The following is a 21,373-nucleotide window of genomic DNA, read 5'->3' on the forward strand; positions in this document are numbered from 1 at the left end:
TCGCACGGCAAAGTTGAAAATAGGGTCTATAGTTAAAATATTCCTCCTGCGATTAAGTGTGATTGAGGTCACTTGAACGCGAAGGGTAGTTCTTTTTCCTTCGGTACTTCCCCCAATGATCCGAAGTTGGCCCGACAGTTTCCCCCAATGGCTGCCGGGCCTTTTTTTATCCCTTTTTCTCATATTCCTCCAAATTCTTGGTCTATTCGAGCCGATGCTACACACCCGTATTGCGCGGGTAATCTGCGCGTAGCAGGCTAACTGTGGAAACTCTATTGCACCGTTCGTACACAGAAAAACTAAAAAGAAGAATAAAAATGGCCAAGATGAATCGACGTAAGTTCATACAAAGCTCAGCCGCGGCGGGTGTCGCTGCTGCAGCCTCAACTGCTCCAACAGCCAATGCAGGCTGGTTTACCAGAACAACTCGTTCGCAGACCAAAGCGCTGGTGATAGGCTCCGGATTTGGTGGCTCAGTTGCCACACTGCGCCTGGCCGAAGCGGGCATTCAGACCATGCTGCTCGAGCGTGGCAAACACTGGAAATACGAAGGTGAAGGCAGTTACCCAACGCTGGCCGAAACCGGTTCCACACTGAAGATTAACGACACCGTTCTCTGGACCAACCCAAGCTCACTGCTGCCGGGTTCCATGGGCATGGTGGAATACTTTGTCGATTCATCCATTGCTGTCGGTTGCGGTGCCTGCTTAGGCGGCGGCTCTGTCGTATACGGTGGTGTACTGCTGCAGCCAAAGCGCGAAGCCTTCGAAGATGCCCTGCCATTTCTGTCGTACACCGATATGGATCAGATCTACTACCCCCGCGTACTTGATCGTATCAGCGGTGGCCCGATCCCAGACGACGTGCTGAATCACCCGAACTACACCGCCAAGCGCGAATTTATTCAGAGCGCCGAAGATGCCGGCCTCGAAGTGGTGCGCAGCCATGTCAGCTTCGACTGGGACGTGATCCGCGAAGAACTGAACGGCACTAAGCCCCAGTATGCCTCCGTCGGTGAATACGTCTTCGGCTGCAATAGCGGTGCGAAAAACACCCTCGATCGTAACTATCTGGCTGACGCCGAAGCGACAGGTAACGTCACCATTAATCCGCAGCATCTTGTGACCGATATTCACGCCAACAGTGGCGGTGGCTATCGCGTTACCTGCGACATGCTGGACGAAAAAGGCAAAATCACCGGTAAGCACGTAATTGAGTGTGACTATCTCTTCATGGGCGCAGGCTCACTGCACACCACGCGTCTGCTGTTGAGAGCCAAAGAACGCGGCGATATTCCGGGTCTCAACGATCAGGTCGGTGCAGAGTGGGGCACCAACGGTGATGAACTGATGGGCCGTAATGACATCAACACCTCGACCGCACCGATTCAGGGTGGCCCACCATCCATCGCCGCGTTTGATACCGAAAACCCATACAAACTGACTGGCTTTATGCACTCGCCGACCTCGGCCGTGGGTGAGTTCACGCAGTTGCAGATGGGCATGGTGGTGTCAGACGAAAGCTCCCGCGTGACCTATAACCGCTGGACTGACAAGATAAAACTCAACTGGGATCGTGACGCTAACGAGAACTCCCACAACGCCCTCGTGCACACCATGGAAAAAATGGTGCAGACCGGCGGTGGTAAGCTGAACGAAGCCGGCTGGTTTGGCACCTGGCATCCGCTTGGTGGTGTTGCCATGGGCAGTGCCTGTGACCTCAGTGGTAAAGTCTACGGGGTAGAAGGTTTGTTCGTGGTCGACGGCGCAGCGATTCCTGGCTCTAGCGGCTCGGCTAACCCGGCCTTGACCATTGCCGCCAACGCCGAGCGCATGATGGAAGAGATTATTCCGCAGATCAGCTGAGTAATATTGGGCGCTTCTCTTGAGGGGCGCCCAGTCCAGAAGCGCCCAGCTCAGCAGACCTCAGATTTCAGGCCTCAGATGTTTTTCGGGTACCATCCGTTTGTGCAACACCGCAAATATCGTGATCCCAGCTTCGGCGCTGAGGTAATAAATCACATGGCTACGAAACGGAAAACTGTAGCTTGAAGCACTGACCTCCGGGCGGTGTTTGCCTATTCCGGGATTCTCTGCGAGCGTCTGTAAGCTGGTGCGCAACGCCATCAGATATTCGCGCGTATGAGGCACTCCCCAGCGCTCATCTGAGTAAACCTTGAGTTGGTGTAAGTCTGCCTGAGCAGCATTCGTGAGCGAGTAATGAGTCATAGCGTTTCAGTAGGGAGTAGGGAGCAGGGGTCAATCCTGTTGCGTTAACTCGCTCAGGAAGGCATCGCCATCGGTCGTCAGGCCAGACGCTACGTCTTTTTCTGCCTGTACCGCTCTCAATTGCAGTAGCTGCAGTTTCAGTTCTTCATTCGAGGCGTAATCTTCCGCCGAAAGCACCACTGCCGCTGGCTTGCCATTTTTGGTGATCTGCACCGGCTCCCGCTGACTCTGTAATAGTAACTCGCCGAAATGCGTTTTTGCCTGATTGGCAGTCATCTTGTTCATATCGTTCAAACCATGCGAATCGTTTGATTTGGTTAGTTTGCAGCCAATTGACCCGTCGATCAAGTCACCGCTATTATCCTACTAAGTAGTATAAAAGAGTATTGGAGTAACCTTTTTATGGCCATGGTCAAAAAGAGCATTACCGTCACCGATCAGCAGGATGCCTGGCTCAAAGCCCAGATCAGTGCCGGGCATTACGGCAACGAAAGCGAAGTGCTGCGCGAGCTGATTCGTGAGCGTCAGCTCAGAGAACAGGAAGCCCAACGGGAAGTTGAGTGGATTCGGGCGCGCCTTGTTGAAGGTGAACGCAGCGGCTTCACAGATCAGACACCGGCAGAGATACTGCAGGAAATCAAAAACGGATTAGGACGGGATGACCTATAAAATAAGTAAACAAGCGAAGATGGATCTTGCGCGGATTTACTGGTTTGGCGTTCGGGAGTTTGGCGACGCTCAGGCCGAGAAGTATTACAACGCATTGATTGGAAGATTCGAGTCCATTGCAGAGAATCCATTAACCTACCCAATGGTTGATCATGTCCGGTTGGGCTATCGGCGCTGCGTATGTGGTGCGGATAGCATCTACTATCAGATCAATAATGGCTACGTAGAGATCATGCGAGTGCTGGGTAGGCAGAACACGACGAGTGAGATACCGGCAGAACACTAAAAAATAGCGCAAATGATTAACCGATCAGCGGATGGCCTATGAAAACAATCCCGTTTACCGAAGCGAGAGACAATTTTAATAACGTACTTGATCAGGTTGTTAACGACGCAGAGCCCATCGTTATCAATGGCTCTGGTGAAGGCGTCGTGGTGGTGATGTCTCTCCATGATTACAGCAGCCTGATGGAAACGGTACATTTGCTGCGTTCAGCAAACAACTCCGCGCACTTAGGTCGTTCTATCGCGCAGTATAAAGGACGAATTGGCAGTCCGAAGGATCAATGACACCATTTATTTGATAGATGCAGAGGGGGGTCATATGATTGCAGTGGTTTCGTGTTGGCATCGTCCAACATTAATGGATGAGCATCTAGGAAGAATTTAGGATGGAACCGCAAAAAGACGTGCCGTACGCGCTTCAGACTTCGTTAGAGCGTGCCTTAAATGGTTACAAGGCTCGGTTAGCTCAGAATATCAAATTGAAAGAAGATCCTGATCGTTGGCGCCGTTTCGTGCAGCATGAGCGTGGTCGTATTCAAGCGGTTGCACAGGTGCAAGCAGGTCTTGCGCAATACCGCCAGGAATGTCAGGCGAAAGACGTTGATGAGCTCGAGGATGAAAAGCACTGTTCCCTGAAATTGGGAGATCATATGCGGGCGGAAGGCTTTGCGAGACCGAGCCCCTATTGGCATGCGCATGCTATTATTGCCGGCGGTGATACACGGTCTTGGCAATTACGGGCACTACTTGCTGAACTCCAGATTGGCATTGATGATGCGCATAACGGTTGTTGGTTACCTTCCCGAACGAAATACGCAGGACAGCAGCCATACCCGAAAGCTGTGCCTCATAGCCGTATTCATCGCCATAATTATTACGCTTGGTTAAACATCCGATTTGCCGGTGTGTTCAGTGAGCAGGTTATGCGCTCACGCTTATTAGCAACACGTAGTGATCTTTTACATGCTAGCTTTCCAGAAGAAGTAATGCTCCCTAAAGGAAAATGGAACGAACCCTATGACAACCTATCGCTTGCTGAATAACGTAAAAAGTTATCATGAGGCTTTTGTAGATTTCAGAGCGATGCGAAAGCAGTTCGACGGCGTCAAAGTATGGTTTTCACAAAAAAATGAAACACTTATTGATCGTCTAAAAGATGATTGGAATCCAGTTTCAGTGATATTCGAATCTGATACAAAGACAAACCAAGTCCCCGATATTTCTGTCTGGAACTATTCGTGTTTGGTGCTCAGCTCTAAAGCTAAATCAGCGCTAGAGAGTCTTTTATCCGGTGCTGGAGAGTTTTTACCGCTGGAAGATGGTTTCTGGCTTTTTAACTGTCTCGATAGTATCGGCGGCGATTCTATTGATGCTGAACAATCTAAGTTTCAGATAGATTCAGAAGACTCTCTTCATATTCCTACATCACTTACTCTGAAATCCGAAAAAATATCTGGCAAGGCATTGTTTAAACCAGGGTTTGCACATAATAGTTTTTTAATGTGCTGTGATGAATTCAGAGATATTGCTATCAAAGAGAATCTTGGTGGTGTTGTATTTGAAGAAAATTTGGCGAAGATTTTTCTGTAGAAAAACAGGCGCTTAATGCGCCTGTTCCCAGTTATCCCCAATACCCACATCCACAATGAGCGGCACGTCTAACGTCGCTGCGCATTGCATCTGGGTTTTCAGTTCTACCGCAAAGGTTTCGGCCTGATCTTCGCGTACTTCAAGGATCAGTTCATCGTGTACCTGCATCAGCAGTTTGGCGTCGTAGCCTGAGGCTGGCAGCCATTCGTGTACGCGGATCATTGCGCGTTTAATGATGTCGGCGGCGGTGCCTTGCATGGGCGCGTTGATCGCGGTGCGTTCGGCATGTTGGCGGCGCTGGACGTTGGATGAACGGATATCCGGCAGGTACAGACGGCGGCCGTAGAGAGTTTCAACGTAGCCCTGTTCTTTCGCTTGTTCGCGGGTGTTGTCCATGTATTCGCGCACGCCCGGATAACGCTCGAAGTATTTACTCACGTAATCCTGGGCTTCGCCACGGGCAATGCCGAGCTGCTTGGCTAAGCCAAAGGCTGACATGCCGTAAATCAGACCGAAGTTAATCGCTTTGGCGCTGCGACGCTGATTGTCGGTGACGTCTTCTTCTTTCTCGCCAAAGACTTCGGCGGCAGTCGCGCGGTGAACGTCGCGGTCTTCCGCAAAGGCGCTGACTAAGCCTTGGTCACCTGATAAGTGCGCCATGATTCTTAGTTCAATCTGGCTGTAATCGGCCGCGACCAGTTTGTAGCCTTCTGGGGCAATAAACGCCTGACGGATCTTGCGGCCTTCTTCTGAACGGATCGGAATATTCTGCAAATTCGGGTCAGTCGACGATAAACGACCAGTAGCTGCCACGGCCTGATGGTAAGACGTGTGCACCCGACCGGTTTTGCTGTTCATCATTAATGGTAGCTTGTCGGTGTAGGTACTTTTTAGTTTGGCCAGTCCGCGATTTTCAAGAATAAGACGCGGCAGCTCGTATTCTTCGGCGAGTTCCTGCAGCACTTCTTCAGCGGTTGAAGGCGCGCCTTTCGGTGTCTTTTTAACAACCGGCAGGCCCTGCTTCTCAAACAGGATTTCGGCTAACTGTTTTGGTGAACCCAGGTTAAATACCTGACCGGCGCTGTCGTGGGCAGCGCGCTCCAATTCCTGCAGGCGTTGTTCAATCTGAGCGCTTTGCTCGTGGAGCTTTTCTGCGTCGATTAAGGCGCCGTTCTCTTCCATTTCGAACAGTACCGGCATGACCGGCATTTCGATGTCTTTAAAGACTTTGGATTGCGCTTTACGGGCAGCCAGCTGCGGCCACAGCATCTGATGCAGGCGCAGCGTGATGTCGGCGTCTTCAGCGGCATACGGGCCTGCTTCTTCAATGCCGATCTGGTTAAAGGTCAGCTGTTTTGCTCCTTTGCCTGCGATGTCTTCGTACTTAACGGTTTTATGGCCGAGGTACTTGAGTGACAGGCTGTCCATGTCATGCTTAGTCGCGACGGAATCCAGCACATAGGATTCAAGCATGGTATCGAATTCCACGCCTTTTAACTGGATGCCATAATTCGCTAATACATGCGCATCGTATTTCATATGCTGGCCGACTTTTTTCAGATTTTTATCGTCTAAGATCGGCTTTAACTGTGCGAGCACGGCATCGCGGTCGAGTTGTTCAGGTGCGCCTGCATAGTCGTGGGCCAGTGGTACGTAGGCGGCTTTGCCTGCCTCAGTACAAAAAGACACGCCGACAATTTCGGCGTCTTTATAATTCAGCGACGTAGTCTCGGTATCGAAGGCGAATAATTCGCTGGATTTTAATTGATCGATCCAGTGATCAAGCTCGGCCTGTTCGAAAAGTATTTCGTATTCGCCTTTGCCAGAAAATACCTCGGGCGTTGGAATATTTTCTTCGTCGTCAGATTCAGCTGCAGCCGAAGATTTAGCCGAGGAGCTGGCAGCACTTGCTGCGACTTTGGCCGCTACTTTTGAGGCTATGTCGTCACCCACTTCATCCGACAGCTCGGCGATCCAGGCTTTGAATTCCATATCGCGGAATAAGCCCAGTAGAGTTTCCTGATCCGGCTCGATACTTTTGATTTCGGTCAGGCTTTGCTCAAGTTCAACGTCGCACTTAATGGTCGCGAGTTCTTTCGACAGGAAGGCCTGATCTTTGTGTTCTTCGAGCTTTGGGGCGAGGGTTTTTGCGCCACGGAAGCTCAGCTCTTTGACTTTATCGAGGTTGGCGTAGATATCTTCGAGGGAGCCTAAACCGGCAACCAGGCCGACGGCGGTTTTTTCACCGACTTTGGGCACGCCGGGAATGTTATCGACTTTGTCGCCCATAAGTGCGAGGTAGTCGATGATGTGCTCTGGCGGTACGCCGAATTTTTCTTTCACGCCTTCTACATCCATAAACACGTCGTTCATGGTGTTGATCAGGGAGACGTGTTCGTTCACCAGCTGGGCCATGTCTTTATCGCCGGTGGATACGATTACGTCCTGTTTGTGTTCTAACGCCTGCGCGGCGAGGGTGCCGATCACGTCGTCGGCTTCAACGCCGTCGATAATTAACAGCGGCAGGCCCATGGCGCGGATGATGTTATGAATCGGTTCAATCTGCTCGCGCAGTTCGTCTGGCATGGGCGGGCGGTGCGCTTTGTATTCCGGGTAGATGTCGTTTCGGAAGGTTTTGCCTTTGGCATCGAAAATCACGATGACCTGAGACTCCGGGTAATCTTTGTTGAGCCGCTTCACCATACTGATCACGCCCTTGATGGCGTTGGTGTGAAGACCTTTGGAGTTGGTCAGCATCGGGATCGCGTGAAATGCACGGAACAGGTACGACGACCCATCAACAAGAATCACAGGTTTTGCGGTCTCAGACATCTTGGTTTGGCCTTGAAATCAAAGGAAGACTGACGCTTACCAGCCCTCTCAGGTACACTGGTGTTAACGACGTTACTGGACGGGAAGTCTACCATGAAGATGCCAAAAACTCTGGCTGTTGGCCTTATCTCTGCGGTTCTCTCCGCTGTAATCTCAGCGAGTGCGCTGGCCGCCGAACCTGCCGGTGAAACAGTGACCATTCGCAACGATGGCGACAATACTTATTACGAGTTCCGGGTAAACGGCGAGATCGTTGAGATCAAGGTACAGCCGAAAGTCGGCCCAGCATATTACCTGACACCAACTCAAAGCGAAGCGGAAGAATTTGAGCGCACGGATGCCCCGAATATGCGGGTGCCGAAGTGGGTACTGTTTCGCTGGTGATCTGATTTCCTATGGCGGTTTATACCTCTCTGACGGCAGCAGATGTATCTGATCTGCTGTCACATTTCGATCTCGGTGAACTGGTGGAACACTCGCCGATTAGTGCCGGTATTGAAAACTCCAACTATGCAGTGACTAGCTCACAGGGTGAGTATGTGCTTACTCTGTTTGAGCATCATGCGCCGGATGAAGTCCGTAATTTTGTCCGGCTGGCCCGTCATCTGGGGGAGAAAGATCTGTGCGTCCCGAGTCCGGTGGAAGGTGCGTCGGGCGTTTGGCTGCACAGCCTGAAGAATAAACCCGCGATACTGTGCCGACGTTTTACCGGGTCTCATCCAGATCAGTTATCGGAGCAGCAATGCGAGGCTATCGGTCGAGAATTGGCGGAGTTTCATCTGGCCTCCAGTGATCTGCCTGATCCGCGCCATGACGAGCGCGGCTATGACTGGTGGCAGAGTATCGCGCCGGAACTGTCGACCGATCTGGACGCCAGCGACAAGGCGCTGCTAACCGACGAGTTGGCATTTCAGCAAGCTCAGCGAGCTCAGTGGTGTCAGTTGCCCCATGGTTGGATTCACGCGGATCTGTTTCATGACAACGCGCTCTTTGATGGCGATGAGCTGACCGCGATCCTTGATCTCTACAACGCCTGCGAAGGTGCCTGGCTGTATGACCTGGCGATTGTTGCCAACGACTGGTGTGCTTCTGATGACAGTGGTCTGGGTGATAGTGGCCTCGATCCAAAGCGCTTCGAGGCGCTCGTCATTGGATATCAAAGTGTCCGCCCGCTGTCGGAGTTTGAGGCTGGCATGTGGAATACGGTGTTGCGTGGAGCGGCATTGCGTTTCTGGTTGAGTCGTTTGTTGGCGGCGCGTATGGCAAAAAGCCGCAGCGAAGAACTCCCAGCGCATAAGCAACCTACGGAATACCGGGATCGCCTGCGTTGGCATCGCGGTAAATCCTTATCGAAAGGCTGAACGTCTTATGCGCTATTTTTCGTGTGACTGCACTGCTGGTGACAGCAAACCCGTCGCGCTGTTTTTTGAGAATACCCAATGCCTGAGCTGCCAGCGTCAGGTCGGTTGGTGTTTTGAAGAGCGCGACATGTTGGTGTTCGATCAGAATAAAGACGGCGGCTTTCATTACAAGGGCCGCGACTATGTACCTTGTGCTAATCGTGCGAGCGGTGTCTGTAACGCCATGATTCCTGCGGATCGTATAGGCGCCGAACCCGCGCTCTGCTTTGCCTGCCACTTTAACGACAATATTCCAGACCTGACGGTCGAGGGGCACGCTGAGCTCTGGGGCAATCTGGAAAGGGCCAAGCGTCGCCTGCTGTTTACTCTGGATTCACTCAGTCTACCGATGCCAGATAAACGGCAGTCGCCGGAAGGACTTAGCTTTCACTTCATGGCGGATAAAGACGCGAGTGACCATTTCCGCACGCCATTGACGCATGTTGCTGCCGTGTTCACTGGGCACGCACAGGGTGATATCACGATTAACCTTGCAGAGGCGGATGACGTTGCCCGCCATCGCATGCGCGTTGATATGGGTGAGCAGTACCGGACGTTGCTTGGGCATTTCCGCCACGAGGTCGGGCACTTTTACTGGGATTTACTGGTCAAGCCGGACGAGGCTCGCCTGATCAGGTTCCGCGAGGTGTTTGGAGATCCCGATCTCTCGTATCAGGCTGCTCTGGATAAGCATTATGCCCGAGATCCGGAAGATCAGAGCTGGCGCAGTCAATTTATCAGTGCCTACGCGTCGATGCATCCGTGGGAAGACTGGGCCGAAACCTTTGCTCATTACCTGCACATTATCGACACGCTTGAAACCGCGCGGGAGTGGGATCTGATCGATTTTGGTCAATACGCGGGGCTGACTCTGCCACAGGATGAGGGCATCTGTGATCCTCAGCGGCTGATCGACTGCTGGGGCGAGTTCAGTGTCAAGCTGAATGCACTGAACCGCAGCATGGGGCTGGCGGATGCCTACCCATTTGTGATCAATCCAGTGGTGGTCGGTAAATTGAAATGTGTGCACTCTATGCTGGATAAAACTCGCTAATCCCGATAGTTGTCCAAAAAGGATACTTTGCGCCGAATAGTGCCGTTTAGTCCCGGCGTCCTTGCCCGTTTTTCAGGGCGGTTATAAAATCGCGCCGCTATTAAAAAGACAAGCAGGGAGTCATATGAACGTCTTCATCACCGGGGGAACTGGGGGTATCGGGGCTGCTCTGGCCAGATACTATCTGAAATACGGTCATCGGGTCGGAGTCTGCGGCGGCGATCATGATGATTTTATCCGTGCTTTTCCTGATCAGCCTGAACTCGTTGAATTTTACTCACTTGACGTGACCTCACGCGAATCCTGCATTCAGGTTATTGGTGAGTTTGCTCAGGGTTCGCTGGATATTCTTATTGCGGCGGCAGGCGTGAATGATGGATCGCCGGTTCAGGGGCGTCCTCTGGATTTTGATCGCTCTAACCTTATTCTGGATGTGAATTTGCGTGGCGCGCTCAACTCCGTTGAAGGTGCACTGCCGATGATGCAGGCACAGGGATTTGGCTCAATCGCAATTCTTTCCAGTGCAGCAGGCCTCAATGGTTTTGGTCAGACGCCAGCCTATTGTGCCTCTAAAGCGGCGGTGAACATGCTGTGTGAAAGCCTGTCACTCCGTTACGCCGATCAGAATATCTCGGTTTCGGCGATTATGCCGGGATACATCGATACACCGCTGGCGCGGGCAACGCATCCTGATCTCGAAAAAATGCCATTCCTGATGGACTCTGAACGGGCTGCCCGAAAAATTGCCCGGGCAATTAAGCGCAGGAAAATGCGATATGTTTTCCCTTGGCAGATTCGTATGGTTTCCCGTGCGTTGCAGGTGATGCCGCGACCTTTGTTCCGCAGTCAGTTTAAGTGGAGTGAAAAATAATGGCGATTGTAATCACGGGTGCTTCTACCGGTATTGGCTTTTCTCTGGCTGAGCAATTAGCTGGTCAGGGGTATACCGTCTTCGCAGGTGCCCGTAAGCAGGAAGACCTGGATCGTCTGGGGGATGCTCATGCCAACATACGACCTGTTGCACTGGATGTCTGTAATCCTGAACAGGTTAATGCATTGGTTGAGCTGCTGCGGAATGAAAATATTAAAGTCGATGCCCTGATTAATAACGCCGGTGTCGCAGTGATTGGCCCTCTGGAAATTCAGAGTGATGACGATCTCCAGTGGCAAATGGAAACCAACCTGATCGGTACAGCACGCATGATCCGGAGCCTGTTGCCATTTTTGCGCGAGACCAAAGGGCGGATTATTAATGTCAGTTCGACATCCGGTTTAGTCGCCTGGCCTTTTGCCGGTGCGTACGTAGCGTCTAAATATGCGATCGAGGGATTGAGCGATGTGCTCAGAGTTGAGCTTCGTCGTTTTGGTATTGAAACGATTCTGATTAATCCGGGAGCAGTGGCCACCCCGTTGTGGGAAAAAACATTTTCGGCGGTGCATGAAAAATTAGCGCGCCAGCCTGAAGAAATACGTAAGTTTTATGAAGCCGACTCGAAACGCTCGGAAGACGCGGTGCGCAAAAGCGTCGATAAGGCTGTGAAACCAGAAGTTGTGGTTAATACAGTGCTTGAAGCCCTGGCAGCAAAAAAACCTAAGCCACGTTATCTGGTCGGCCCCAGCGCGAAAATTCAGTGGTGGATGCGGGTGCTTCTGAGCACGCAGTGGTTCGACAAATTAAAATATAAAATTGTCTACGGTGATAACTGATAACGAAAAGAGAAGGTACTTCCGGTGAGAAGTACCTGACCTGAAGAAAGCTGGCTAAAGCAGGATCAGATCCGCTGGCGGACGCTGGTGCCCAGATAACTTCCTTCCAGAACAATTTCAAAGCGCCTGTCGGTCGGGTGTCCGCGTCTCCTTCTTCCCTCTCTGGATATGCCTGGCAACCCAAGCCTTTGATAGCATCGCTTTGTGCTCATATTCATCAAGGCCGTTCACTGAAGTACCGAGCGTTCAATTATCAGAGGCAATTGTGGCTCTGGATATGGCGTCACCTAACCAAGCAGGGAGTTTATCCGGTCGCGTGTGCCAGTCGCCATGAGAGATCCAGTAACCGAACCTGTGCGCGCGCGTCGGCCATCACCGCACGAAGATTCTCAGGAATGAATGATTCGAACAAGGCCTGCTTATTCTCTGGTAATTGCAGCTGAAGGGCGGCGTAGTCGAGAGACGGGTGGGCCAGTGCTGCGTATTCCCAATCCAGCAGCCAGAGTTTACCTTCGCTATCGCGCAGCCAATTCGCGGGCAAAGGGTCAAGGTGGCACAAGCAGGCGTCATCGGCAGGGAGAGGTACAAGCTGAGACACTTCTTCTTTCAGTCTGATGACAGCTTCTGAATGGCCATCGCACTGGGCAAGATACTGAGCGCATGCGGCCTGGACATCGAGAGTATGCAGGTTGGCCCGGGGGCGCTGGGCGTGGACAGTAGAAAGCACTTCCGTCACTGCACGAAGGTCCTCGCTTGAAGGCGCGGCAGCGAGGGGTGTCCCGAGGATAAAATCACGTACCCAATAATTAAGCTCAGACGAGTGATATCTCACCGCTGGGGTAAGCCCTGCTTTGGCCATATGCTGGTGAATTGCCAGCTCTTCGTCGCGGTAAATACCCAGTGATGTTGCCGTATTATTCAGACGCAGCAGCACTTCGGTTCCCTCACTGCGGATCAGATAGTTCTGGTTGGTCAGGCCTCCGTGGATGCTCAGGATAGAGTCAGGTGGTGACGCTAACCCCCACTGATGCCACTCAGCCAGAATCTGTTCAGGAATCATATCTAAGCTCACTAAGCAGCCTGAGGTGACGCTTGTTGGGCTTGATAGTCTCTGCGCCATAATAGGTAACCACCCACCGCGAGCACGACATAGAAAGCCATCAGCACAGCCGTCAGGTAGAGCCCGCGGTCTATGTAAAGGTAGATCGCGGCAGCGTCGATCACGACCCAGTACAACCAGTTCTCTAGTATCTTGCGCGTTACCATCCAGGTAGTGAGTACGGCTCCCCAGGTGGTGAATGAATCCAGATAGGGCAGAGCCGCACTGGTATTGTTCGTCAGCAGCCATCCACTGATCAGACTGATCAGCACAACACCGCCAATGGCGATGCCATGCTGCTGGATTCCCCAGCGTTGAACCGGGAGGTCGGGTGATTCCGGAGAACCATTACGCCAGGCCAGCCAACCGTAAACAGCCATCGCCAGATAGTAAACATTCAGCGCAGACTCCATAACCAGCGACACATCAAAGAAGAGCCAGCTGAAGATCGCTGTGCTGCCAAAAGCCGCGTACCAGCACCATTGACTCTGACGCATCGCAAGCACCAGATAGGCAACACCCAGAAGTACCGCAGTGGTCTCCCAGTGACTCATTGTCTGAGCGTATTCAATCGCGCCTGAAATAATGGTGTTGAGCATGGTGGCTCCCGGTGTTCGTTTTTGATCAAAATGAATGGCGCGCAGTGCGCACCCTACATGCGGTAAGGGCGAGCACTGCTCGCCGTCTTAGCCGTGGGGGTTAAGCGCCGGGTCAAGATTCACGCCGATAAACTTACAGACGAAAATCGCTTTGCCGTAGGTTTCCCAGCTCAGCTTCATTTCATCGCGCAGGGTGTTCATCACCAGCTCGTGGTCGCCGAATACCTGAGTACTCATGGTGTTGGTGACCACGGTTAAGCCGTCGATGGTATTCAGACGGTCGATAAAGCTTTTGATCGCCGGGATGTAGTCGTCTGCTAATGGGTATTTGCTGATTTCTACTGAGATTTCCATAGTGTTCTCCAGTGTTTGATGTGTAGGAGGGAAACTTCTTCCCGAACACCGTTATTGCCGATGCTCAGGGATAAGATCCCCTCCTGCATAAAGGTCAGAAATACAGCTTACCTTCGACACCGTAAGTCAGAGGCTCGCCGTACTGGACATAGCCGTACGAGGCGTAGCCATCGCGAGGGTCGTTACCAAATCCGAAACCGCGTACTTCGTAATCACGGTCGGTCAGGTTACGGCCATACAGGCTGACCTCATAGTCTGGCTTGGCGTAGGCGATACGGGCATGCCAAAGGACGTAGGCTTCTGACTGGAGATCATGGCTGTCTGAGAAGTAGAACTCATCTTTAGCTTCGCTTTCCAGACGTACAGACAAAGCATCAGTCAGACCATAGGTCAGTGCGGTAGATGCGCTGTACTGAGGAGCATGTGCCTGCTGACGACCGTCCTGAACGAATACACCGTAGTATTCAGATTCATAGGTGTATTCGCCGATTTCTGTGATCAGGTAGCCGTAGCTCAGCGCCCAGTTCAGACGCTCAGTGATGTCCCAGTCAGATTCCAGCTCAATGCCGTAGTTTTTGCCTTGTTTGGTGTTACCGATGTAATCCTTGAACTTCGGCGCCCCATCTTCCATGTAGCTGAACGAGTTCTTGATCTGCTGGTCTGTACGGTCGATATAGAACGCGGCAATACGGGTTTTCAGGCTGTCAGCCAGCAGTGATGATTTCAGACCCAGCTCAATGCTGTGGTTGATTTCGGCATCGAAGGTACGCAGTTCATCATCCAGCACGGGTTCGCTGTTCACGCCACCGGCTTTATAGCCGCGCGCCAGTGTTGCGTAGGCCAGGTGCTCGTTACTCACCAGTGCTTCCAGTGTAATACGGCCGCCGACCAAGGTTTCGTCGGTGCCTTCACTCAGGCCAGTGTTGTCTTCGAAATCGTTTGCCCAGTTTTCAACACGTAGACCTGTGATCAGGCGCAGTGTGGATGACAGATCGGAGTTAAGCTCACCATAGGCCGCAATTGATGTGGACGTCAGCTCACTGGTGAATACTGGATCGTAGGTGTAGTTGCGGGTCAGGTCTTCGCTGCGCTGCATGGCGTAGATGCCTGCTACCCAGTCAGTAGTGTTATTAAATAGACGGCCATCAGTGCCTGACATCAGGCGGACATCAGCAGACTGGCGCTTGTAGTCGCGCAGATATTGGTCAAATGAACTGTAACCATCGAAGTCGGCAAGACATGGCCCCTGCGTGGTATCGCATGGATCAGGCTGGTACACAGGCTCATCCGCAAGGAAGATGTATTCTCCGTATGCCCAGTCTTCGTCGTAGCTATATTCAATGTCCGACATGCTGGCAGTCAGCTCGGTCTGAAGAATCAATGCACTATTGATCTGAGTGTCAGAAGTGAGGGCGAGTGCATGTGTATCCTGAGCGTCGACGCCAGGAGCGTTTGAGTACGTCTCACGAGTGTTGTCCAGGCTGAATGCATCGTAGCCATTGTCGACATCGGCATAGAGGTAGGTCAGACTAACGTCAGTGTCATCACTGACCTGAAACGCCAGCTTACCGCGCGCAACGACTTCGTCGATGTTGTTGGTGTCATCACGGTTCAGGAAGGTGTTATCGATGTAACCGTCAGACTGATAGCCGTTGACAGCGATACGCCCCTGAACAGAGTCCGTCAGGCTGCCGGAGACTGCACCACCGAGACCATAGCTGTCGTAGTTGCCAGCGCGGGCAGACAGGTAGCCTTCGGTTTCTTTGGTCGGGTCATTGGAACGGATGTTGATCATGCCGGCCAGTGCATTCGCACCAAAGCGAGTGCCCTGTGGACCACGCAGAATTTCTACCTGCCGCACGTCGAAAAGGGTGGCTGCGCCGCCTAATCCAGTCATGTCGATGCCGTCGATCACCAGACCAACGGATGGGTTAACCGGATCAATGAACTGACTTCTCTCACCAATGCCGCGAATCTGGTAGAAGCGACCACGGGAGGCACCAGAAGAGTAGTTCACATTCGGGGCAAAGCTCAGCACTTGCTCCAGGTGTTCCGCGCTGCGCGCTTCTATATCCTCGCTGCCGACAACCGTGACGGCTTCTGGAATTTGTTGAACATTGGTCTGGCGGAAATCTGCTTCAACGGTGACGGGAGTCAGTTCGACATCTGAGTGCGCCATTGAGGAGGCGGCCATTACAGCAATAGCCAGTGGAGTGCGGAGCGTTTTATGAGTCATGGGTCTGCCTGTAAACCTTAAGATACTGGTAAACAAAGACCCGGCTGTCGCGTAGCTGCGCATGGCGCGCAATGTATGAATTGTCGTGCAGTATCGACTGCCTTCCCATTCCTACGCCGGTACTAACCGGATCAGGTTCCGGGGTTTAAGCTCGAAGCTAATCTCAGGCTGCACTCGGCAACCTCCCCCTGGGTATGGCGCATGGTAACTAAGCGTCAACACCACTGTCATCACCTTTTTTTACACTCACTATCTATTGATATGCGGGCGTAAAACCCTCATAACCAGTGTCAGACCCTTACTTGATTAGCGGAGAGCACAAAGATGCTTCGTATATTCCTCTTTCTGGCCACCAACCTTGCGGTGATTCTGGTTGCCAGCGTCACACTAAGCCTACTTGGTGTGGATTCGTATTTTCAGCAGAACGGCACGGATCTTAACCTCCAGTCGCTGCTGATTTTCTGTCTCGTCTTCGGTATGGCGGGTTCTCTGGTATCGCTGTTCATTTCCAAATGGATGGCAAAGAAAGGCATGCGCGTACAGGTCATTGATCAGCCGCACAACTCCGGAGAGCAGTGGCTGGTCAGTACTGTAAAAGAACTGGCAGACAAAGCCGGCATTGGCATGCCTGAAGTCGGTATTTTCCAGTCGGACGCACCGAACGCGTTTGCGACTGGCTGGAACAAAAATGATGCGCTGGTGGCGGTCTCTACTGGCTTGCTGCAGCGCATGAGTAAAGAAGAAGTGAAAGCGGTGCTGGGTCATGAGATTGGCCACGTAGCGAACGGTGATATGGTCACGCTGGCTCTGATTCAGGGTGTGGTGAACGCGTTTGTTATGTTCTTTGCCCGTATTATCGGTAACTTCGTCGATAAGGCGATTCTGAAGAATGAGAATGGCCCGGGCATTGGTTTCTTCGTAGCGACCATCGTTTCAGAGATTATTCTCGGTATTCTGGCTTCGACCATAGTGGCATGGTTCAGTCGCCGTCGCGAGTTCCGCGCGGATCAGGCAGGCGCGGAGCTGGTCAGCCCTGCTGCGATGGCGTCGGCGCTGATGCGTTTAAAAGAGACGTACGAGCAGCCAAGTGAGCTGAAAGGCGAGCTGGTTGCATTCGGTATCCGTGGTGAAGGTAAGTTTTCAGCCCTGTTTGCGACCCACCCACCGCTTGATGTTCGCATACAGGCACTTCAGCAGCGCTACGGTAATTCGCAGTAACAACCGTTTCCTCTGCAAATAATAAAAGCCCGCTCTCGCGGGCTTTTTTATTGTATTTTCTTCAGCAGCGCATCGCGCCATGCGTCAGCAATATCCCGGACGGTCTGTTGATCTGGGCAGATGTGAGGGTGCATCTTTAAGGTCAGTGTCAGCTGTCCGTACCATTCTGTTGTTGTTGCCGAGATTGGGTAGTTGGCCGTGCCCGGAGCCACAGCAACCAGGCGACGGTTATCTGGCTTGGGTGGATTATCCTGGCCGGGCAGAGGCCAGCTGCCCATGTTAGAGCAGCTACCCATGTAAAACTGTTTGCCACTTGTCATACGGTAGATCAGTTTCACGCCGGTCATACCAACCCACTTACCAATGTTTGCCAGTTTCCAGTTTGCCCAGTGTTGTTTGCCTTTAAAGCGTTGCCGCATCTGAGATTGCCACTCCTGAGGAGAAGATGTCGGCTTGGTGAGCATGTAAAAACCAGAGACCTGATTAAAGCTTTCGGTCTGGATACCTGTCGCACCGCGCACGTTGACTGGATAAAACCAGTAAAAAGGATCGTCGCCTTCAATCATGCGTTCGGCAACAATATTGCTGAGTTCGGCGTAGATCAGGCTACCCGGGCTGACCTTGTGCTCTTTGCACCACTGGTTCAGTTTTGTGGTCTCTTCTTCTGAAAAACAAGAAATTTCCGGCGACAGTGCGTCGTGCTGACTGTTTTCGTAGGTTTTCTTCCAGTTTACGACCTTCCTGCCTTCTTCGGTTTGGAATTCCCTTTTGGCTTTGCAGATTTCTCGCCAGCCCGGAACTTTGGTTTCGTTACAGACAGGAAGCGGATAACAGGGGTAGCCCATTGGGCGGAGGATATTTGCGAAGCCCGCCATGCCGTCAGCATCCGCGTGTTGCCAGGTCTTCCAGTCAGTGCTGTTGGTTTCGGGGTCGTACCACCCCCAATAAATGGTGTCGGTTATGCCGTATGGTTTGCGCGCGTGATACCACATGGCAATGTAGTCTTTTTCTGCCATCGGGGCTTCCTATTATTGTTATTGTCGCCAAGTAAACCAACTATAACGGATATCTTCGGCCGGTGGTATGAGACGACAGGCGCCACTTCAAAACAAGTTGCGTACCAAGTCACTACTTGCAGGTTTGACCTGAAATGCCTTACCCAGTTACGCCAATCTCACGAGTGATGACGTCCGAGTGACTGGCTGAGCAGGTCGACGGGTCTCTTCAGAGACTAGTTCATTTATGGCATTCATCCAGCCACCTGTTAACGGACTAGCTCCATTGGCTTCTGATCGAGAGAAGGCCAACCTCAAATCCTTGTCTATACTTGAAAAGTTATGTTCCCGGACGGTGGTATGTTCTTCGTCAGAATTTTCATTGCTGCGCTGGCCTATTTTGTCTTTGCTCGTCTGGGCACGGCACTGGCCATTCCTCCTGACTATGCCGCCGCTGTCTGGCCAGCCGCTGGCGTTGCCTTGGCCTCATTTCTCCTGTTCAGCCGAACCGTTGCATTCGTCGGGGTTATGGCAGGTGCTGTATTTGCCAATCTGTATACCACCACGTCAGCGTTGAATGAGTTGTCGGTGACCGCTTTTGTATCTGGTCTGGCAATGGGGGCTGGTGCAACTTTGCAGGGGGTGTTCGGAGCATGGCTGTACCGTACTTACCTCCCCGGTCGTAGCCGCTGGGATGAGTTGCCTCACCTGATTCGCTTCTGTTTTGTCGTCGTCGCCCTTGGCAGTGTCGTCAGTACAACGATTGGTAATATCACTCTCTACGTTAACGAGTTTATTGTCACAGAACGCCTGGCCTTTAACTGGATCACCTGGTGGGCTGGCGACGCGATCGGAGCGCTACTGGTGACGCCTGTCATCATGGTGTTGGCAGCTCCTGAGAAGATCTACAGCCGTGATCGTAAAATTAAAGTGATGGTGCCCATACTGCTGATTCTTACTGCGGTTTTCGGACTCTTTTATAAGTCGGTCGGGTTTAACCGGGAGCGGATTGTCAGCGATCTTCAGGCCGCTGCTGATGAGTTATCACAGCTCGTTGACGCACGGCTGACGATTTCAGAAAACAAGCTGATTGCTTATGCCGCCTTATTCAGTGCAAGTGAATTCGTTACGCCTGAGGAATTTGCCCGGTTCTCCGAACGGGTGATGTCCCGTGACGATGCATTCTTTGGCGTCGGGTGGACAGAGGTCGTCGACAATAGCGGCCGCGCCCGCTGGGAAACTTTCTACCGTGAGCGTGGTTTCGACGGTTTTACCTTCACCGAGCTCGCTGAGGGCGGGCGCCTGATCGAAGCCAGTGATCAGGAAACCTACTATCCGGTCTTGTATATCTATCCATTTGAACGCAATCGCCGGGCCTTTGGACTTAACCTGGGAGCCAACGCTGAGCCAAAAACGGCGCTCGACAAAGCGGCGATAGAGCATGTTCCGGTGGCAACCGCACCAATTGTTCTCGCTCAGGAAACTGGAAAGAAGCGTGCGATCCTTCTGTACATGCCGGTATTTGATCTTGAAGACGATGAAGCACTTGTCGGCTATTCCAGCGGTGTACTCAAGGTCAGTGGCATACTTGGTGAAAGCGTTTTTCAATCTCGCCAGGCGGGTCTGTATTTTAATTTATACGATGTCACGGATGGCGAGCGGCTGACAATCTATGAAGCGTCGGAGCAGGCGCACTCCAACCTGCCAATGCATAGCTACGACGCTTACTTCGGTACACGTAAGTACCATCTGGAGATATTCCCTGCTGAGAATTACGTATACGGGCGCAATGACTGGACCAGCTATGTCATCCTGACCGGTGGGTTTGTGATTGCGACGCTGTTTCTGGTTTTTGTGCTGACTACCACTGGGCAGATTGAAACGGTCCGGCGACAGGTTGAGTTGCGAACGTCAGAACTGAGCGACGCCGTATCCCGGGCGAATGCGGCCAGTGACGCCAAATCTGCGTTTCTCGCCAACATGAGCCATGAGTTACGTACGCCCCTTAATGCGATCAATGGATTTCTCAAATTGGTGCTCGATACGGCGCTAACTCCCGTACAAAAGAACTACCTGCAGAAAGCAGATCTTGCTTCTGTGACCTTGCTGGGGCTGATTAATCAAACGCTGAATTACGCAAAAATAGAATCCGGCAACATGGAGCTCGAACAATCCACTGTGCGTATGCGACGTATTGCGCGGAAGATGGAAGCTTTGTTTGGGCACATTGCCGATGAGAGTTCACTGGATTTCAGAATCAAGCTGGCTAATGACGTGCCTGAAGTGCTGATAGGCGATGAATTGAGAATCGAGCAGATTACCCTCAACCTCCTTAGCAATGCATTCAAGTTTACCCGTGAGGGCCACATCGACCTGGATATCAGTTACGAGGCAGACGATGAGAAGCTTCAGATTCGTGTAACTGACAGCGGTGTCGGTATTCCCTCCGATAAAATGGAGCATATCTTTGCCGCGTTTGGACAAGCGGATGCTTCGATCAGCCGCCGTTACGGTGGCTCCGGCCTCGGCCTGAGTATATCCCGCCGAATCGCCATCATGATGAAAGGCGATATTCTGGTGCGAAGCACAGAAGGTCAGGGCAGTGAATTTCTGGCGTACTTGCATCTGCCCGTTGGTGATGCCACTGCTGATGATGTAGGGGCTCTGGAAAGTCGTGGTCAACTTCAGGGTAAGTGCGCCCTGATTGTTGAAGACATCAAGGTAAACCAGATGATTGTTCAGGAGTTTCTCAGTAAACACGGTATCAGCACCTTGGTCGCTGAGAACGGTCGAGAGGCCGTTGATCAGATATCGGCCAGACCAGCGGTCGACTTTATACTGATGGATGTACAGATGCCGGTCATGGATGGCTACGCCGCCACTCGCGAGATTCGCAAATTGATGCCTGAAATCCCGATTATTGGTATGACGGCCAATGCGATGGATGACGATAAGATGGCGTGTCTGGCTGCTGGAATGAATGACCATGTCGCCAAACCTATTGATCCTGAGAGCCTGATCCGCTGTGTGCAGGATGTGGTTAGCAAATGTGGCTAAACGGGCCATGCGTAGACTGAATTGACCTCGCTCACATTGTTCCGCTGCAG

21 protein-coding genes and 1 riboswitch are annotated in these 21,373 nt (G+C 52.2%); of the genes, 13 read left to right on the forward strand and 8 right to left on the reverse strand.

Annotated features, from left to right (window positions below):
- The first annotated feature begins 317 nt into the window (after positions 1–317).
- The gene (locus AC5E51_RS09050) at positions 318–1,865 is read left to right on the forward strand and encodes a GMC oxidoreductase (RefSeq protein WP_491778450.1); all 1,548 of its coding nucleotides are present in this window, start codon (positions 318–320) and stop codon (positions 1,863–1,865) included.
- Positions 1,866–1,925: 60 nt separating this feature from the next.
- Here the strand turns inward: AC5E51_RS09050 and AC5E51_RS09055 are convergent, their stop codons facing one another.
- Both AC5E51_RS09055 and AC5E51_RS09060 read right to left on the reverse strand, forming a co-directional pair.
- Positions 1,926–2,228: a type II toxin-antitoxin system RelE/ParE family toxin gene (locus AC5E51_RS09055; protein ID WP_297533710.1), complete on the reverse strand. Its 303-nt coding sequence runs from the start codon at positions 2,226–2,228 to the stop codon at positions 1,926–1,928.
- 30 nt (positions 2,229–2,258) lie between these two features.
- Positions 2,259–2,513: a type II toxin-antitoxin system Phd/YefM family antitoxin gene (locus tag AC5E51_RS09060; RefSeq protein ID WP_297533711.1), complete on the reverse strand. Its 255-nt coding sequence runs from the start codon at positions 2,511–2,513 to the stop codon at positions 2,259–2,261.
- 117 nt (positions 2,514–2,630) lie between these two features.
- Between AC5E51_RS09060 and AC5E51_RS09065 the strand changes: the two genes are divergently transcribed.
- The 5 genes from AC5E51_RS09065 to AC5E51_RS09085 all read left to right on the forward strand — a co-directional run bounded on the left by AC5E51_RS09065 (position 2,631) and on the right by AC5E51_RS09085 (position 4,772).
- On the forward strand, positions 2,631–2,897 hold the full coding sequence (locus tag AC5E51_RS09065) for a type II toxin-antitoxin system ParD family antitoxin (RefSeq protein WP_297533712.1): 267 nt from the start codon (positions 2,631–2,633) through the stop codon (positions 2,895–2,897).
- Entirely contained in the window at positions 2,887–3,183 is a 297-nt protein-coding gene (locus tag AC5E51_RS09070; RefSeq protein ID WP_297533713.1) for a type II toxin-antitoxin system RelE/ParE family toxin, read from the forward strand. The genes AC5E51_RS09065 and AC5E51_RS09070 overlap by 11 nt, the downstream gene beginning before the upstream one ends.
- Before the next feature lie 38 nt (positions 3,184–3,221).
- On the forward strand, positions 3,222–3,467 hold the full coding sequence (locus AC5E51_RS09075; protein ID WP_297533714.1) for a type II toxin-antitoxin system Phd/YefM family antitoxin: 246 nt from the start codon (positions 3,222–3,224) through the stop codon (positions 3,465–3,467).
- A gap of 101 nt (positions 3,468–3,568) precedes the next feature.
- On the forward strand, positions 3,569–4,225 hold the full coding sequence (locus AC5E51_RS09080) for an AHH domain-containing protein (protein WP_297533715.1): 657 nt from the start codon (positions 3,569–3,571) through the stop codon (positions 4,223–4,225).
- Positions 4,200–4,772, forward strand: coding sequence for an imm11 family protein (locus AC5E51_RS09085; protein ID WP_301377848.1), 573 nt, complete (start codon positions 4,200–4,202; stop codon positions 4,770–4,772). Before AC5E51_RS09080 ends, AC5E51_RS09085 begins: the two co-directional genes overlap by 26 nt.
- Positions 4,773–4,784: 12 nt before the next feature.
- Here the strand turns inward: AC5E51_RS09085 and polA are convergent, their stop codons facing one another.
- Positions 4,785–7,604, reverse strand: a complete 2,820-nt coding sequence (gene polA / locus AC5E51_RS09090; protein WP_491778451.1) for a DNA polymerase I — start codon at positions 7,602–7,604, stop codon at positions 4,785–4,787.
- 93 nt (positions 7,605–7,697) lie between these two features.
- Between polA and AC5E51_RS09095 the strand changes: the two genes are divergently transcribed.
- The 5 genes from AC5E51_RS09095 (at position 7,698) to AC5E51_RS09115 (ending at position 11,765) form a co-directional block, all read left to right on the forward strand.
- Positions 7,698–7,988 (forward strand): DUF2782 domain-containing protein, encoded by a 291-nt coding sequence (locus AC5E51_RS09095; protein ID WP_245820038.1) that lies wholly within the window; start codon positions 7,698–7,700, stop codon positions 7,986–7,988.
- Between the two features lie 11 nt (positions 7,989–7,999).
- Positions 8,000–8,965 carry a homoserine kinase gene (locus AC5E51_RS09100; protein ID WP_491778452.1) on the forward strand — a complete coding sequence of 322 codons (966 nt, stop codon included), beginning with the start codon at positions 8,000–8,002 and terminating at the stop codon, positions 8,963–8,965.
- 7 nt (positions 8,966–8,972) lie between these two features.
- Entirely contained in the window at positions 8,973–10,058 is a 1,086-nt protein-coding gene (locus tag AC5E51_RS09105; protein ID WP_068436160.1) for a zinc-binding metallopeptidase family protein, read from the forward strand.
- A 124-nt stretch (positions 10,059–10,182) separates the two neighbouring features.
- Positions 10,183–10,929, forward strand: a complete 747-nt coding sequence (locus AC5E51_RS09110) for an SDR family NAD(P)-dependent oxidoreductase (protein ID WP_068436164.1) — start codon at positions 10,183–10,185, stop codon at positions 10,927–10,929.
- Positions 10,929–11,765, forward strand: a complete 837-nt coding sequence (locus AC5E51_RS09115) for an SDR family oxidoreductase (RefSeq protein WP_068436166.1) — start codon at positions 10,929–10,931, stop codon at positions 11,763–11,765. The genes AC5E51_RS09110 and AC5E51_RS09115 overlap by 1 nt, the downstream gene beginning before the upstream one ends.
- A gap of 304 nt (positions 11,766–12,069) precedes the next feature.
- Here AC5E51_RS09115 and AC5E51_RS09120 read toward each other — a convergent pair whose 3' ends face one another.
- The 4 genes from AC5E51_RS09120 to AC5E51_RS09135 form a co-directional block, all read right to left on the reverse strand.
- A complete protein-coding gene (locus AC5E51_RS09120; RefSeq protein ID WP_301391309.1) occupies positions 12,070–12,837 on the reverse strand; it encodes a choline/ethanolamine kinase family protein in 768 nt (255 codons plus the stop codon).
- Positions 12,837–13,463, reverse strand: coding sequence for a nicotinamide riboside transporter PnuC (gene pnuC, locus AC5E51_RS09125; protein WP_068436664.1), 627 nt, complete (start codon positions 13,461–13,463; stop codon positions 12,837–12,839). The genes AC5E51_RS09120 and pnuC overlap by 1 nt, the downstream gene beginning before the upstream one ends.
- Before the next feature lie 87 nt (positions 13,464–13,550).
- Entirely contained in the window at positions 13,551–13,817 is a 267-nt protein-coding gene (locus tag AC5E51_RS09130; RefSeq protein WP_068434962.1) for a YkoF family thiamine/hydroxymethylpyrimidine-binding protein, read from the reverse strand.
- A gap of 94 nt (positions 13,818–13,911) precedes the next feature.
- A complete protein-coding gene (locus AC5E51_RS09135; RefSeq protein ID WP_491778453.1) occupies positions 13,912–16,053 on the reverse strand; it encodes a TonB-dependent receptor in 2,142 nt (713 codons plus the stop codon).
- Between the two features lie 91 nt (positions 16,054–16,144).
- A riboswitch (TPP riboswitch) is annotated at positions 16,145–16,252 on the reverse strand.
- Between the two features lie 125 nt (positions 16,253–16,377).
- Between AC5E51_RS09135 and htpX the strand changes: the two genes are divergently transcribed.
- Positions 16,378–17,271 (forward strand): protease HtpX, encoded by an 894-nt coding sequence (gene htpX, locus AC5E51_RS09140; RefSeq protein WP_491778454.1) that lies wholly within the window; start codon positions 16,378–16,380, stop codon positions 17,269–17,271.
- A 47-nt stretch (positions 17,272–17,318) separates the two neighbouring features.
- Here htpX and AC5E51_RS09145 read toward each other — a convergent pair whose 3' ends face one another.
- The gene (locus AC5E51_RS09145) at positions 17,319–18,287 is read right to left on the reverse strand and encodes a hypothetical protein (protein WP_488072964.1); all 969 of its coding nucleotides are present in this window, start codon (positions 18,285–18,287) and stop codon (positions 17,319–17,321) included.
- A gap of 339 nt (positions 18,288–18,626) precedes the next feature.
- On the opposite strand from AC5E51_RS09145, the gene AC5E51_RS09150 reads away from it, so the two are divergent.
- Complete coding sequence (locus AC5E51_RS09150) at positions 18,627–21,323, forward strand: CHASE domain-containing protein (protein WP_491778455.1); 2,697 nt, start codon at positions 18,627–18,629, stop codon at positions 21,321–21,323.
- The last annotated feature ends 50 nt before the right edge of the window (positions 21,324–21,373 follow it).

It is taken from the genome of Thalassolituus sp. (assembly GCF_984348125.1).